Source organism: Legionella qingyii, from assembly GCF_003990155.1.
In the GTDB taxonomy this organism is placed as follows: Bacteria; Pseudomonadota; Gammaproteobacteria; order Legionellales; family Legionellaceae; genus Legionella; species Legionella qingyii.
In genome coordinates this window covers 296650-311272 of sequence record NZ_RZGX01000001.1, presented here as the reverse complement: position 1 = coordinate 311272, position 14623 = coordinate 296650, and the positions used below count along the sequence as shown (strand labels likewise).

Genomic DNA, 14623 nt, shown 5'->3' with positions numbered 1-14623 from the left:
CTCTGACTTTAAAATATCTAGCCTGTATGAAGCGAAGCAGAGCTCGGTTTTCTTATTATGGATTTCCCGGTTACGACTTGCGCCTCGTCGAGGCTACTTTATAAATGAATTACTTCGAAGATAAAACCATTATACCATCCATCTCAACTTGCGCACCACGTGGCAATGCAGACACTTCTATCGCAGCTCTTGCTGGGTAAGGTGCAGCAAAATAACGACTCATTGCTTCATTAATTAATGGAAAATGATGCAAATCAGTAAGATACACATTCAATTTCGCTATTTGCGCCAAACTGCCACCAGCGGCTTCACAAACTGCTGATAAATTTTCTAAAACCTGAGTAATTTGTAGTTTAATATCTTCACTACATAGTTGCATCGTTACTGGATCAAGCGGTATTTGTCCTGAAAGATAAACTGTATTACCACATTGGATGGCTTGTGAATAGGTTCCAATAGCCTCAGGAGCCAATTTTGTATTTACAGGTCGCATTAATTATCCCCTTGTTTTTTTCTATAAAGACGCATCACTACTTTATTTGCTCGTAATCGACGCATAACTCGAGCCAAATGCGTTCTATCGACAACGCTAATTGAGAAGGTAACGGCATTATGTCGACCATCACGCGGATCGACATTGATATTTCCAATGTTTGATCCCGCCTCAGCAATAGCAGTTGCCAATGCCGCCAATACTCCGCGCTCATTCACTACATCAACAGTAATATCAACCCAGTATTCGCCTTCAACCTTCTCATCCCAACGCAAGGCAACAAATTGTTCTGGATTGGTTCGTGAATTTTTTAATGTAGCACAATCACTGCTATGAACGATAATTCCTCGGCCTTGCTGGAATTTTCCAACAATGTTATCACCAGGAATGGGCTGACAACACTCACTAAAATGCACCACCATTCCTTCTGTTCCCTTAATTGCCAATGGTCGTGTCTTAATTCCTTTATCCAACTCATTAGAATCTTGAGTTACCACCAATCTTTTAGCAATTACCATCGCCATTTGATTGCCTATTCCAATCGCATAAAGCAAATCATCCATCATTTTATAATGTAAGTCGCTTAATAATGCCTGTAAGGACTCTGGTGGTATTTTAGCATAATCACTGGACAGTTCATTTAATGACTGCTCAAGAAGACGTTTACCTAAACTAATTGATTCTGTATTTTGTTGGCTCTTCAGAAAATGACGAATATTTGATCGTGCTTTTCCAGTAACTACAAAGTTTAACCATGCCGGGTTAGGATGAGCCCCTTGTGCGGTAATAATCTCAACTGTTTGCCCATTAGATAAGGGGATGCTGAGTGGCACCAGTTTTCTATTTACTTTAGCTGCGACACAACTATTACCTACTCCAGAATGGACTGAATAAGCAAAATCAACAGGAGTTGCCCCTTTGGGTAATTCCATAATATGGCCTTTAGGGGTAAATACGTATACTTCATCAGGAAATAAATCAATTTTTACGTTTTCGATAAATTCCAACGAACTTCCTGTGCTGCGTTGCATTTCCAATAAACTTTGCACCCACTCTCTTGCACGTAATTGTGCTTCGTTTACCTCGAGACCAGATGATTTATAAATCCAATGTGCAGCGACCCCATTATCAGCTACTTTATCCATATCGCGAGTACGAATTTGCACTTCCAGAGGGACCCCAAAAGGTCCGAACAAGGTTGTATGCAGCGATTGATATCCATTTGCCTTAGGTATGCCAATATAGTCTTTAAAGCGTTGAGGAACAGGTTTATAAGTACAGTGCAAAGCACCTAAAATACGGTAACAGGAATCAATATCTTCCGTAATAACACGAAAAGCAAAAACATCGGTAATCTCGGTAAATGAGGCTTTTTTCTGACGCATTTTCTTATAAATGCTGTATAAGTGCTTTTGTCTACCGAATACTTGTTCGTAAGGGATATTCAATTGTGCTAAAGCCAGTTGCAAATCACGCTCAATAGTTTGGGTCAATTCACGTCGATTGCCACGAGATTTTTCAACTGCTGATTTAATTGCCCTATAGCGCATGGGATATAAAGCCTGAAATCCCAAATCCTCCAAGCCTACATAAATTGAATGCATCCCCAAACGGTTAGCAATGGGTGCATAAATTTCTAAAGTTTCTATGGCGATGCGTCTACGCTTTGCATAAGGCATTGCACCAAGAGTTCTCATATTGTGCAGGCGATCAGCCAGCTTAACAATTATTACGCGGATATCTTTGACCATGGCCAAGACCATTTTACGGAAATTTTCCGCCTGGGCTTCTGCCTTTGATTCAAATTTGATTTTAGTTAGTTTGGTAACACCATCTACCAGAGAGGTAATTTCTTCACCAAATTGGCGGGTTAAATCTTCTTTACTCACCGAAGTATCTTCAACTACATCGTGGAGTAAAGTTGCCATTATTGTTTGATAATCAAGACGCATTCGAGCGAGAATAAGGGCTGCTGCTACAGGGTGGGTAATATAAGGTTCGCCAGAACGACGCATTTGCCCTTGATGCGCTTTCTCAGCGACCAAATAGGCTTGATAACACTTTTCAATTTGCGACTGCTCAAGATAGCATTTCAGCTCTTCATCGAGCTCCTTAAAGTAGCTCACGCAGTACTCCCTAGTATCTAACATGACCATACCCCTATACCCCTAAATTCACCCTGTTATGGCGACCCCGAATATTCACTATCCTCTCTATCATTCGTAGCTGGGGTGAAAAGTGGAATCCTGGAATTTTTAGTTGCTTAAAAACCTGGGCTTCGCGTCGCTTCGCCCAAGCTATATAAATAGTTTACCAGTATCCCTAAAAATTACTCTTTATCCAAAATGTCTGGGGTAATTAAACCTTCTGCTATTTCACGTAAAGCAACTACTGTAGGTTTATCATTTTCCCATTCAACCATGGGCTGATCTCCTCGAACTGCAATTTGGCGTGCACGTTTCGTGGCTACCATAACCAGCTCAAATCGATTCGCAACATTCTTTAAACAATCTTCAACTGTAACTCGTGCCATAAATCATTCTCCGGTAGCAAAACCCTGCATTTTACTGCGATGACAACAGGAAAGAAAGCAATTTTGATTGTTTATTTATCTGTCGCTTAATACATAAGCGGTTTGCAATCACAATCGCCCCTAGCTCCATCGCCGCTTTTTCAAAATTATCATTAACAATTAAATAATCAAATTCAGGATAATGACTCAGCTCATCTTGAGCCTTTTTCATTCGGTCACTAACCACTTCATCTTTATCTTGTCGTCTATTTAGCAATCTTTGTCTTAAGACTTCCAAAGATGGTGGCACAATAAAAATACTTACTGCCTCTGGAAAAGAACGTCTAATCTGAGTCGCTCCTTGCCAATCTATATCCAGAACCACATCGATGCCATTTTGCAAACGTCTTGTAATTTGCTCCATCGAGGTTCCATACAAATGATTGAAGACTCGGGCGTGCTCTAAAAAGGCACAATCATCAATCATACGCATAAATTCATTTTCATCAGTAAAAAAGTAGTCCACTCCGTTTCGTTCTCCAGGTCGCATTGTTCGCGTTGTATGCGAAATGGATACTTCAATGTCGTCCATAGTTTCGATTAACCTTTTTACTAAACTTGTTTTGCCTCCCCCTGAAGGTGCTGCAACAATAAATAAATTACCCGAATAATCACCCACAATAGTACTCACTCAATATTTTGAATTTGCTCACGCATTTGCTCAATTAAAACCTTCATTTCCACCGCACTCTTGGTCAATTCTACAGAGTCGGATTTGGAGCTTAGCGTATTCGCCTCCCTATTTAATTCTTGCATCAAAAAATCAAGACGTCTTCCTGCGATTTTATCGCAATTTAACGTCCGACTCACTTCATCAAGATGAGTCTCTAGTCTATCTAATTCCTCACTGACATCAATACGAGTCAAGATTAAAGCAATTTCCTGCTCCACACGTGACTCTTGAACTTCAAGTTTCACTGAGTGCAATCGAGTCAACAGTTTATCTTTTACTTGTTCTGTTTGCATTAACACTATAGAGCGTGCTCGCTTAACTTCTTCACTTAATTCACTTAATCGTCCTTCTACATGTGCTTTTAATGCGCTCCCTTCTGTTATACGCATTTGTTTTAGTTGGTCAATTGCATCCTTAAATAAAGAAAGTGCGTGCCCTCCTAAAACATCTGCATCGGGCACACTGGCTTGCACCACACCAGGCCAGGATAAGACGCGACTAATACCTAAATCATTCGGCAAATGATGGGATGCAGAAAGCTTTTCACTTAAATTTACTAATGCATTAACCATGCCTACATTTATAAGCATAGACTGATTATTAGAACTTGTATCTTGATATTTCAGCTGACACTCCAATTTGCCACGATTGATTACATCTCGCAACACATGACGCAACTGAGGTTCTATAAATCGGAATGATTCAGGTAAACGAAATGAAACATCCAGATATCGATGATTAACTGACTTGATTTCCCAACAAAAATGACCTTCTTCGATTTGCTTTTGCACTCGTGAGAAAGCCGTCATACTTTGAAGCATATAGAGTACCAATGAATAAACCTTGCGCGAATATACCCCAATTTAAAGCAATTGGACAGAGAAACACCGCATGATATTTACCAAGGCTTAGCAATTACCATGATCAATAATAAAGCAATTTGGTAGTTAATTAAAGACCTGGACATGAAATTCCTTCGACGCTTTACATATAATTTATCCCGAATTAATAATTTTTAACCCGGGATTAAAGAATTATTTACTTAGCGATGAACCTGTAATTGATTTCGATTGCTGATTTTGGGACAACAACTCACTCATTTTCTCATTCATCCAACTCATCAGTGTTACTGCAGACATTACGCGTAGACCTCGTGGCAGCCCACCATTAAAAAAACCATAAATGCCATATTCTGCATGAATTTTTTGAGTCGTTTTGAAAAAACCTGAAGGATTTTTAGCCGTTGATGATTGCTGGACTGTCTTTATCACATCAAACTTTTGTGAGGCGAATGTTGCACCTACTCCTGCCAATACACCCGCAAGCGAAGAAGCAACAAAATCATTTGGACAATGCTCCTTTATTCTGTCTTTCAATGCAGGAGTCACAGCCAAAAAAAATGTAGAAAACATACCCTCTCTCAGCATCGTTGCCATCATCCCTGTATAAAGACGAGACCATCCACCCTGCTTCACCAGCTGAGCGCCGGCCGAACAAAAACTCGTTTTTTGATGGGTCATAATCATTTCGGTTGGACAACTAATTACAGCAGAACCCACTCCTGCAGCAAATGCACTGATCAATTTTTGAGTATCAGACAATTCATATTTATTCTCAAAAAACCATTTTTGGAAAAAACGGTTCAAACCTACTTGTACTGCAGTTATTGGGACCATGCTGGCAGCATTTGGCAATATACCTCGATACAATACTTGTGGATTTAGAGTAAAAGGCTCTCTCTTCTGCATTCGAGTTTTTATCGACCACAAAGGGTGATCAACAAATACTTCAAAAGCCCCAGTAACACTTCCCGAGAAAATGCTTTGAACTACACTTAGATTGTTTTTCTTTTCTTTAGAGCGCGCCTCTTCTTTATGCGCCTCAAATTTAGTTTGAGCCATAATATTCTCCAATAGCTTATGTCAAATTGAATTTATTACCCGCTCGCTTCCTCCCTAGAGAGGCGCGGATAACGAAAAAAGACCGCCCTAGGGAAAAAGGGGTAAGAAAAGAATCACTAATAAAGAAGAAAGATTTTGAGTATCAACTAAATCGCAGGCAAACAGCGAGCTTGCAGATAAATCTGCAGATAAGGCAACACTGTGTTTATGACTGCGGTTGTACATAATGGCGCTTTTTTTACAAAAGAAAATTCAAATTAACACAACGAATTAATATTAATCAATATGATTATAAAGATATTTTTGTAACTTAATTAGCGCTTGTGTAAATTATTTTGTCGATACCTCATCTATGTTCAACCGGATCCATATTTGTTTTATTACATACTTTAGGATGCAACTCAGGGAGTTAAGCGTTATAATTCCTAATTTTCACGAGGATTATCCTATGCGCCCAAGTAACCGAGAAGCCAATCAACTACGTTCTGTTAAAATAACCAGAAACTATACAAAGCATGCTGAAGGATCTGTTCTGGTTGAATTTGGACAAACTAAAGTATTGTGTAACGCATCGGTAACCGAAGGAGTTCCCCGTTTTATTAAAGGTAAAAACCAAGGTTGGGTTACTGCTGAATACGGTATGCTTCCACGTGCAACACACAGCCGTACTGAACGCGAAGCAAGCAAGGGAAAACAAGGCGGCAGAACGATGGAAATTCAACGTCTAATCGGCCGTTCCCTAAGAGCCTGTGTTGATCTAAAATTCTTGGGTGAAAATACAATAACTCTAGATTGTGATGTAATCCAGGCTGATGGAGGGACAAGAACAGCAGCCATTACAGGGTCTTGTGTCGCCATGAGAGATGCAATAACCTGGATGGTCGAGCGAGAAAAAATTCGTAGAATGCCCGCATTTAATTATATCGCTGCTGTTTCTGTGGGACTCTATCGAGGTCAATCCGTGCTTGATTTAGATTATGCAGAAGACGTACTTGCTGAAACAGACATGAATGTAGTAATGACCGAAGACGGACATTTCATAGAAATTCAAGGAACTGCCGAAGACAGACATTTTAATCGCGATGAATTAAACAACATGCTGGCACTAGCTGAAATTGGTATTCCTCAATTAATTGAATTACAGAAAAACGCCTAAAAGCTTTTTAGAATTCTCACGACCTCACTGCCATTAAGTTAAGAATTTTTGTCATTCCCGCGAAAGCGGGAATCTATTTCTTCATGAAACGTTAAGCCTCTCTAAAAAATGGCTCTCCGTCTTCGCGAAGATGATGGCAAAGAGTGTAGTTAAAACGTTTAATTTAATGGAAGTACCTCCTGGATGGCCTTCGTGAGACCAATACTTTAAAACAACGATTTATCAATAGCCACTTCATGTGCTGTATGGGATGAGATAATATTTTTTTTAACCAGTTCAGTTAAATGCTGATCCAAAGTTTGCATTCCCTTGGCTTGACCCGTTTGAATGGAGGAATACATTTGTGCCACTTTATCTTCGCGAATCAAGTTTCGTATCGCGCCGGTACAAATCATAATTTCCAAAGCTGCAACTCGTCCCCCACCATTTTTTTTCAGTAAAGTTTGTGCTACTACAGCTTGCAAAGATTCAGACAACATGGAACGAACCATCGATTTTTCCTCAGCAGGAAACACATCAATAATCCTATTGATAGTCTTGGTTGCCGAATTGGTATGTAACGTACCAAATACTAAATGTCCAGTTTCCGCAGCAGTCATTGCCAAACGTATTGTTTCCAAATCCCGCAACTCCCCTACCAGAATTACATCCGGATCCTCACGTAATGCGGAACGCAAAGCGGCATTAAAACTCAGCGTATCACGATGAACTTCACGCTGATTCAACAAACATTTCTTACTTTGATGTACAAACTCTATAGGATCTTCAACCGTTAAAATGTGATCATAACGGTTTGCATTGATGTAATCGATCATGGCAGCCAAAGTCGTACTTTTCCCTGAACCTGTTGGACCAGTAATTAGCACTAACCCTTTGGGATAACTGGCCATTTCTTCAAAAATGGCTGGTAATCCTAAATCATTCATGCTTAAAATATCCGCTGGAATAGTACGAAAAACTGCTGCTGCACCACGTAATTGATTAAAAACATTCACCCTAAAACGAGCCAGATTTGTTATTTCAAAAGAAAAATCGACTTCTAAAAATTCTTCAAATTCTTTTCTTTGCCTGTCATTCATTACATCGTAGATAATTTTCATTACCTCTTTATGCTGCATGGCGGGTAAATTTATTTTACGTAAATCCCCATCAACGCGAATCATTGGGGGCAAACCCGCGGAAAGATGTAAGTCTGATGATTTATTTTTTACAGAAAACGCCAGTAGTTCTGCTATGTCCATTGCTTAATTCATCCTGATTGAATCAATAATAGATTGAACCTTGATGCCCAATCTCAAATCTGATGTTATTAGATTAGCTCACGAAGTGGTACTCGGCAAACATTGTTTCTTTTGCTATTGTTGAGATTTTCCAAGGTATATCTAGAGATCATGAATTTTTGTCAAAATCTAAATCAAATTAAACAATTAATCACACAAACTGAACTTGAATGTGATAGAAAACCCGGGAGTGTTCTATTGCTCGCTGTCAGTAAACAACAAAGCACCGAGGCAATTAGTGAATTATTTCATCTTGGAATCACTCACTTTGGTGAAAGCTATTACCAAGAAGCACAACAAAAAATAAATGCCTTAAAAAGCATGCCCATATGTTGGCATTTTATCGGCCCCATTCAAAGTAACAAAACCAAAGGGATTGCTACTTCGTTTAGCTGGGTTCACAGTATTAGCCGCTTTAAAATTGCTCAATATCTCAATGAATACCGCCCAATCGATTTAGGTCCACTCAACGTTTGTTTACAAATTAGCCTGGTAGAGGAAAAAACCAAATCAGGAATACCGCCCGAACATGCTGCTGAGTTAGCCTTGGCAGTCAACAAACTTCCCCATCTCAAACTAAGAGGGTTAATGACTATTCCTCCCCCACAACATGATATGCGAACTCAATATGAATTATTTATGCAGCTTAATCAATTGATGCATTCGCTCAATCAGGAACTTGGCCTAAACATGGATACCTTATCTATGGGAATGAGCGATGACTTAGTCCCCGCAATTAAAGCGGGAGCTACTATTGTGCGTGTTGGACGAGCATTATTTGGTGAGCGACAAAAATAAAGCGACGCGATATAATCCTGAAAAATCAGTTGAACGAATGCATTATAGGGGAAAATATATGTCCGGGATTATCGCAGTACTGATCTTTATTGTTTCTTTATTTTTTTCACTAGTCATTTTCAGTTTATGGCTTCGCATCGCCCTACGCTATTTACGTGTTAGTGCACTTCATCCAGTAAACCAGCTTCTTTATAAAGTGACTAACCCCATAGTCAATCCCATTCAACTGCTATCAAAACAACCCTATAAACCGGGACAAAAATATGACATCCCCGCTTTAATTACTTTAGTTCTTGTAGAGCTATTAAAAATTATCTGCATCAGCCTTCTTGCCTTGCATGGAATAATTCCTATCGTCTTCATATTCATTTACATCATTGCAGACCTAATCATTCAACCTTGTGATATTCTATTTTATGCCATCCTCGTACGCGTTATAATGAGTTTTGTTAATCCAAATTGGCAAGGCCCCATCGCTGATCTTTTACGCTTGCTAACAGAGCCCTTGTTAAAGCTTGGTAGAAAGATAGTTCCAGATATTTCAGGTTTTGACTTTTCACCATTTATCATCCTGGTTTTATTAAAAATTATTACTTTATTTATTAGCGCAAACTTACCCTGGAGATTATTATAAAAGCGACTATACTTTATTTTAAGCAGAGGATTATCAGGATTAAATTATGAAAATGACGCTCCTCAGTAGTACTGGCTTAGGATTGCTCCTTTTACCTTTTAGTCTCTTTGCTGATACCCAATCTTATTATTGTCCGCAAAATCATGGATATATTAATGTAGGTATGACTCCTGATGAAGTGATTGCGGCTTGTGGTCAACCAATAAGCCAACAGGAATCAAATCAACCTGTTATGCAAAAAATTCCCGTACAACAACTCATTTATAATAATATGGGAACGAGTACTGCTTTTTATGGAGTATGGAATATACCTACAGGTAGTGGTGGAGTGCAGCTTGAAATAGATATTGTGAATCAAAAAGTACGATCCATTAAAATGAATGGTTCTTCTAGCAATGCGATTTCCGTTTGCCAGGGAGCAAATATTCAAGCAGGTGACCCAGTACAAAAAGTATATTACGCTTGCGGTAGCCCTTCTATGGTAAATAATTCTTTTATCAATGAAATCGTACCTACAGCAACAAAACCTATAGTATGGATCTATCAGCCTGGAGAGTATCAACCGACTGTGTCTATGACTTTTGTTAACGGTAAACTACAATCCATTCAATAGTACGACTAGTAATTCAATGCTCCAAGTTTACTTCGGTTGGTTTTCTATTTTTTGGCAAATCACAGTACAACACTATGGTAAGTTACAAAAATAAGATAAACTCCCGAAATTTTAGCGCAAAGACACATTATTATTGATACGCTCTTTGTTTTTTTGAAATATTTATTGAGGTAAGGCTCGAAATGACAGCAAGTATAGATGAAATTACTATTGCATATGGCGAAAATGGAACAGAAACCGTTAAAGAGTTGGATAAGAAAGTATTAACTCGTGGAGCATGGACTACAATTATGTTCAAGTATCAAGATTGGGATAATGCCCAAAATGACTATGGCCCAGTTAAATTTTCAATTCGACGTTATCAAAAACGTAACAATCAATACTGGCAAAAATCTAAATTTAATATTTCCAGCACAGAACAAGCACAAAAAATTATTGATATTCTTGGTGATTGGCTGAAATAATTCACATCTTTGATTTTCCGATTTGAGTTTTAAAAATTTAGAACATTTAGATAATAGATTCCTCTACCCTCCAGATTGTGATTCGTTTGCTGCATTAAAGATGCATTTCTTATGTAACATCATGTAAATATAATATTTTCTCTTAATAAAAAATCGACCTACTGGAGGGTTTATTTAATGAGAATACTCATGTGCCCATAAAATAACCCCAAAGAATTTATTTTGATCTAATTAGTCATATTTCTTAAGGTTCAGTTAATTTTTGGCCTGTATACTAGGACTTTATATTCAACAATTAATATAAGATATAGCTATGCAGACTAAAAGAGAAACATCAAATACAAAATCTGGGCAAACAACCATAGTTCCATCTATATGGAGCACATTGTCACCTATGGATTTAATCAAGCAAAGAATGCAAGATTCAAGTGGAAAAGGCCCCGTGGTTCCACCAATGTGGAATTTTCCTGACCTCACCAAAATGCCCTGGTTTATATCACCAACAGAAATAATAAGGCAGAGTGTAGCTTCAAACTCTGGTCAAGCACCTATGACTCCACGATGGTTTTCAAACCTATATACCAATAGCACTGCGTGGTTTTCAACACCAATGGATATAGTAAAGCATAATCTGCACGCCAAAGCGGTTAAAACACCTACGCCTGTAACAACACCAGTTGTTTCAACACCAGTTGCTTCAGCTCCTATTGTGCCCCCCCCAGGGAAAAAAGGCGGTAATCTTCCAAAATGGATGCCTGAAATGGATCAGGTGTACCAAAAAGCTTGGGATGGACTTAATTTTTCAACCGTTGCATTATTCACCAGTTTGAGTATCGTAATGGTTCAAAGTCCTATAAAAACGATGCTAGTTAACTTGACCAAGAACGGTACGATGATTCCTCCTTACAAAGGCGGAGTTATGGGATTCTTCAATGCGATGTATGCTGGGACTTCAGCTTCTATTTCAGGCTCAGTAATTCGAACTGGCTATGTTACTGGTGCTAAAGGTGGCAGTAAGCCTATAGAAGAAGGAATTCTGAGAGATGAAGCAGCTAAAGAAGAGGCAAAAAAATATTCATTAGCAAGTTTTCATTATGTTATGGCTATGGCATTAGGCGATATTTTGGTAACCCAAATACCCGAATCTTTATCTACACTGAGAAAGGCTAATATTCTTCCTGAAAATTTTGTGTGGAAAACTCCTAATAATGCATGGAATTTGATGACTGGGGGCTTTATACCAAGATATGCAGCAGGAATGATTAATTTTGGAGCTTTATGCATTCTTGAAGATATGATAGCAAAAAATCTGCCATTTAAAGGGGATAAGGCACATTTTATAGGCGGGGGAGTTGCGGGAGCGCTTGCTGGGGGTATTGCATATGCACCTACAGTATTTAAAGATTACTTACTCGTGCAATCTACAGTTACGCCTGATGGACGCCTGCATAATGCGAACACATTTAAAATAACCAAAGAATTATTTTATTGCTTCCTCGGCGATCCAAAAGCGTCAATGAAATCCTTTGGGCAGATGGCTCTGAAACAAGTTCCTATGCGCATGGGGTTAACTGGAGTCATATTTGCTCTTGTTGCAGGCGTTGGTGAAACTATGGGTGCTGAACCACTGAAAAAAGTTGTTCCAGAAAAATATCAACCTTCACCTGGAAAATCCAGACATAGTATGTTTGCAACCAAGGAAACAACTCCTCGAATTGAAGAAGTGGTTGAAGAGCAAACCAATGAAAAAGAACAAAGTAAAAGTTCCAAATTAAATTAGTGATTAAGGAAGATTGTATAGCAAACCATTTAATTTTCAAAAAATGGTTTGCTATACACAAATATAGTGTATGATAAATACTGTAATGCCCAATTTTGGGGCACATTGCAGTATTTAACGTTATTAAAAGGATTAAAAATGATGTCACGACTTTTTTCCGGACCTGTTAAAGCAGTTGTTGAAACCACAGGCTACTCCATTGCGGCCTCAGTAGTAGGCTCCACAATTCATGCACTCACAACTATTAATGACAAAACCAAAGACGCTAAACCAGAATCTGAAGAACAAGACAATATGCCAAGTGACATAAAAATGAGTTTTTAATTCAAAATCATCATTTAATTTCAATAAACAACCTAATGATGGTGTTGTCAGAATTGTCAACACCAATCCAAACAATTTTATAAGAAATGGAATCTCTATATGCATTCCAAACCAGGATGCAAGCGTTCAAAGTACTTCTGAACCATTTGCTCTGAAACCAAATCCAAACGTGCCGGATGCCATTGAGGATTCTTATCTTTATCAATTAATAAAGCTCGAACTCCTTCATAAAAATCATGCCCATGCATAAAATGACTAACTATGTCATAGTCCATTTGCAAACATTGTGCCAAAGATAAACCTTTGGCTTTTTGTAATTGCGCTAACGTGACTTTAAGACTCAAAGGAGATTTCTGTGCCAAGGTATTATCAACGGCTTCCGCCCATACTGTATTAGCACTTTGTAACGATTCGCGGATCATTTCGACTGTTGGATGAGCAAAACAGACATCAATCAGGGGTTTAATTTGGCTTACCTCATCAGTAGACGATATACTGTTAAAGGCTTGGACACATCGATTGACACGTTGAATAGCATCTGTAGATAAATCTTCATTCATTAATGCATCATACAATGCAGGCATTTGTTCCGAAGAGACTATTTTTTTAACCAACCCAGCTTTCATTGCATCATGTGAACTCAAGCGATTACCTGTTAACCCCAAATAAACACCCAAAGATCCTGGGCATCGTGTTAACAAATAACTGGCACCAATATCAGGAAAGAAACCAATACCGGTCTCAGGCATAGCGAATACGAAACGCTCACTGGCTATAGGGTGACTCCCGTGCATGGAAATTCCTACCCCCCCTCCCATCACAATGCCATCAATTAAAGCAATATAAGGTTTACCAAAATGATGAATAAAATGATTTAACCGATATTCGTGCCAAAAAAATTGCATTTGTTCCGCATCATTGACTTGCCCGGAAAAATAAAGCGAACGTATATCACCCCCGGCACAAAATGCATTCCCAGGAACTGCTCGCACAACCACTGCATGAATAGCAGCATCTTCTTTCCAAAGACTCAACTGTCTTTGGATGCTAAGAATCATATTTAAAGTCAACGCATTCAATGCGCTGGGTCTATTTAATGTGATGACTCCTAATGAACCTTCTTGATTAAAAAGTACTTCATCGGTCATGATTATCTTCCTTCGAACTGAGCAACTCGTTTCTCTAGAAATGCAGCAACGCCCTCTCTCTTGTCTTCAGAAGCACATACTTTGGCAAAATGGATTGCTTCCAGATGTAATGCATCAGTTAAAGATAAATCATAACCATGATCAATAACTTCCATAATACTCGTTACAGCAAGAGGCGCCATACTCAATATTCCATGCAATAATGCTTTACCACGCTCTAACAATGCTTCTGGTTCAACAACATCACTAACCAATCCCCAATCTAATGCAGTATCTGCATTGATAAATCGACCAGTCAAACATAAATCCAGAGCTCGCCCTTTACCAATCAAACGAGCTAATCGTTGTGTGCCGCCATAACCAGGAATAACCCCTAGTTTTACTTCAGGCTGACCAAACTGAGCTTTTGTTGAAGCAATTCTTAATGTTGCAGAAATAGCCAATTCACAACCACCACCAAATGAAAATCCGTTCACGGCTGCCAATGAAGGTTTACCCAAAGTTTCCAAAAGTCGAAACACTTCTTGTCCACGACAAGCAAACTCGTATCCTGTTTGTGCAGTACATTCAGCCAAGCGATTTATATCTGCTCCGGCACAAAAGGCCTTACCATTTCCCGTAATCATCACTGCATTAACTTTTGGATTTGTTTTTGCATAATGAAATAATTCTTCTAAAGCATCTAATACCTCGGAACTTAAAGCATTTAACTTCTCTGGTCTGTTTAAAGTTAAAGTTAAAATTCCATGATCATCCAAATCTTGTTCAATTAAATTCATTCATTTAC

General features: G+C 38.7%; 16 protein-coding genes. 7 read left to right on the top strand and 9 right to left on the bottom strand.

What is annotated here, in order from left to right:
* Positions 1–109 precede the first annotated feature (109 nt).
* The 6 genes from ELY20_RS01250 to ELY20_RS01225 all read right to left on the bottom strand — a co-directional run bounded on the left by ELY20_RS01250 (position 110) and on the right by ELY20_RS01225 (position 5639).
* Positions 110–493, bottom strand: a complete 384-nt coding sequence (locus ELY20_RS01250; protein WP_110141321.1) for a RidA family protein — start codon at positions 491–493, stop codon at positions 110–112.
* Positions 493–2619 (bottom strand): bifunctional GTP diphosphokinase/guanosine-3',5'-bis pyrophosphate 3'-pyrophosphohydrolase, encoded by a 2127-nt coding sequence (spoT, locus tag ELY20_RS01245; protein WP_165831562.1) that lies wholly within the window; start codon positions 2617–2619, stop codon positions 493–495. Before spoT ends, ELY20_RS01250 begins: the two co-directional genes overlap by 1 nt.
* 203 nt (positions 2620–2822) lie before the next feature.
* Positions 2823–3026: a DNA-directed RNA polymerase subunit omega gene (rpoZ, locus tag ELY20_RS01240; protein WP_110141319.1), complete on the bottom strand. Its 204-nt coding sequence runs from the start codon at positions 3024–3026 to the stop codon at positions 2823–2825.
* Positions 3027–3057: 31 nt separating this feature from the next.
* Positions 3058–3687, bottom strand: a complete 630-nt coding sequence (gmk, locus tag ELY20_RS01235) for a guanylate kinase (RefSeq protein ID WP_233590465.1) — start codon at positions 3685–3687, stop codon at positions 3058–3060.
* A 5-nt stretch (positions 3688–3692) separates the two neighbouring features.
* A complete protein-coding gene (locus tag ELY20_RS01230; RefSeq protein ID WP_110141317.1) occupies positions 3693–4559 on the bottom strand; it encodes a YicC/YloC family endoribonuclease in 867 nt (288 codons plus the stop codon).
* Between the two features lie 213 nt (positions 4560–4772).
* Positions 4773–5639: an MC/SLC25 family protein gene (locus ELY20_RS01225; RefSeq protein ID WP_110141316.1), complete on the bottom strand. Its 867-nt coding sequence runs from the start codon at positions 5637–5639 to the stop codon at positions 4773–4775.
* 448 nt (positions 5640–6087) lie between these two features.
* Between ELY20_RS01225 and rph the strand changes: the two genes are divergently transcribed.
* A complete protein-coding gene (rph, locus tag ELY20_RS01220) occupies positions 6088–6795 on the top strand; it encodes a ribonuclease PH (protein ID WP_110141315.1) in 708 nt (235 codons plus the stop codon).
* Positions 6796–7001: 206 nt separating this feature from the next.
* Here rph and ELY20_RS01215 read toward each other — a convergent pair whose 3' ends face one another.
* Positions 7002–8036 carry a type IV pilus twitching motility protein PilT gene (locus ELY20_RS01215; RefSeq protein WP_110141314.1) on the bottom strand — a complete coding sequence of 345 codons (1035 nt, stop codon included), beginning with the start codon at positions 8034–8036 and terminating at the stop codon, positions 7002–7004.
* A 150-nt stretch (positions 8037–8186) separates the two neighbouring features.
* On the opposite strand from ELY20_RS01215, the gene ELY20_RS01210 reads away from it, so the two are divergent.
* The 6 genes from ELY20_RS01210 (at position 8187) to ELY20_RS01185 (ending at position 12688) form a co-directional block, all read left to right on the top strand.
* Positions 8187–8873: a YggS family pyridoxal phosphate-dependent enzyme gene (locus ELY20_RS01210; RefSeq protein WP_110141313.1), complete on the top strand. Its 687-nt coding sequence runs from the start codon at positions 8187–8189 to the stop codon at positions 8871–8873.
* A gap of 58 nt (positions 8874–8931) precedes the next feature.
* Positions 8932–9507, top strand: a complete 576-nt coding sequence (locus ELY20_RS01205) for a YggT family protein (protein WP_110141312.1) — start codon at positions 8932–8934, stop codon at positions 9505–9507.
* A 46-nt stretch (positions 9508–9553) separates the two neighbouring features.
* Positions 9554–10120 carry a DUF2845 domain-containing protein gene (locus tag ELY20_RS01200; RefSeq protein WP_110141311.1) on the top strand — a complete coding sequence of 189 codons (567 nt, stop codon included), beginning with the start codon at positions 9554–9556 and terminating at the stop codon, positions 10118–10120.
* Between the two features lie 182 nt (positions 10121–10302).
* Complete coding sequence (locus ELY20_RS01195) at positions 10303–10584, top strand: hypothetical protein (RefSeq protein WP_058467753.1); 282 nt, start codon at positions 10303–10305, stop codon at positions 10582–10584.
* A 313-nt stretch (positions 10585–10897) separates the two neighbouring features.
* Positions 10898–12364, top strand: a complete 1467-nt coding sequence (locus ELY20_RS01190) for a hypothetical protein (protein WP_110141310.1) — start codon at positions 10898–10900, stop codon at positions 12362–12364.
* A 138-nt stretch (positions 12365–12502) separates the two neighbouring features.
* Positions 12503–12688: a hypothetical protein gene (locus ELY20_RS01185; protein ID WP_126955654.1), complete on the top strand. Its 186-nt coding sequence runs from the start codon at positions 12503–12505 to the stop codon at positions 12686–12688.
* Positions 12689–12783: 95 nt separating this feature from the next.
* Here ELY20_RS01185 and ELY20_RS01180 read toward each other — a convergent pair whose 3' ends face one another.
* Together ELY20_RS01180 and ELY20_RS01175 are read right to left on the bottom strand one after the other, a co-directional pair.
* A complete protein-coding gene (locus ELY20_RS01180; RefSeq protein ID WP_110141308.1) occupies positions 12784–13836 on the bottom strand; it encodes an enoyl-CoA hydratase/isomerase family protein in 1053 nt (350 codons plus the stop codon).
* Between the two features lie 2 nt (positions 13837–13838).
* Positions 13839–14615, bottom strand: coding sequence for an enoyl-CoA hydratase/isomerase family protein (locus tag ELY20_RS01175; RefSeq protein ID WP_110141307.1), 777 nt, complete (start codon positions 14613–14615; stop codon positions 13839–13841).
* Between the last annotated feature and the right edge of the window lie 8 nt (positions 14616–14623).

Excerpts from the sequence above, each read along its gene's own strand:
- ELY20_RS01195 (WP_058467753.1), top strand. The coding sequence starts at position 10,303 with ATGACAGCAAGTATAGATGAAATTACTATTGCATATGGCGAAAATGGA.
- ELY20_RS01225 (WP_110141316.1), bottom strand. The coding sequence starts at position 5,639 with ATGGCTCAAACTAAATTTGAGGCGCATAAAGAAGAGGCGCGCTCTAAA.
- ELY20_RS01210 (WP_110141313.1), top strand. The coding sequence starts at position 8,187 with ATGAATTTTTGTCAAAATCTAAATCAAATTAAACAATTAATCACACAA.
- ELY20_RS01185 (WP_126955654.1), top strand. The coding sequence starts at position 12,503 with ATGATGTCACGACTTTTTTCCGGACCTGTTAAAGCAGTTGTTGAAACC.
- ELY20_RS01205 (WP_110141312.1), top strand. The coding sequence starts at position 8,932 with ATGTCCGGGATTATCGCAGTACTGATCTTTATTGTTTCTTTATTTTTT.
- ELY20_RS01215 (WP_110141314.1), bottom strand. The coding sequence starts at position 8,036 with ATGGACATAGCAGAACTACTGGCGTTTTCTGTAAAAAATAAATCATCA.
- rpoZ (WP_110141319.1), bottom strand. The coding sequence starts at position 3,026 with ATGGCACGAGTTACAGTTGAAGATTGTTTAAAGAATGTTGCGAATCGA.
- ELY20_RS01230 (WP_110141317.1), bottom strand. The coding sequence starts at position 4,559 with ATGCTTCAAAGTATGACGGCTTTCTCACGAGTGCAAAAGCAAATCGAA.
- ELY20_RS01250 (WP_110141321.1), bottom strand. The coding sequence starts at position 493 with ATGCGACCTGTAAATACAAAATTGGCTCCTGAGGCTATTGGAACCTAT.
- rph (WP_110141315.1), top strand. The coding sequence starts at position 6,088 with ATGCGCCCAAGTAACCGAGAAGCCAATCAACTACGTTCTGTTAAAATA.
- ELY20_RS01175 (WP_110141307.1), bottom strand. The coding sequence starts at position 14,615 with ATGAATTTAATTGAACAAGATTTGGATGATCATGGAATTTTAACTTTA.
- ELY20_RS01200 (WP_110141311.1), top strand. The coding sequence starts at position 9,554 with ATGAAAATGACGCTCCTCAGTAGTACTGGCTTAGGATTGCTCCTTTTA.
- ELY20_RS01190 (WP_110141310.1), top strand. The coding sequence starts at position 10,898 with ATGCAGACTAAAAGAGAAACATCAAATACAAAATCTGGGCAAACAACC.
- ELY20_RS01180 (WP_110141308.1), bottom strand. The coding sequence starts at position 13,836 with ATGACCGATGAAGTACTTTTTAATCAAGAAGGTTCATTAGGAGTCATC.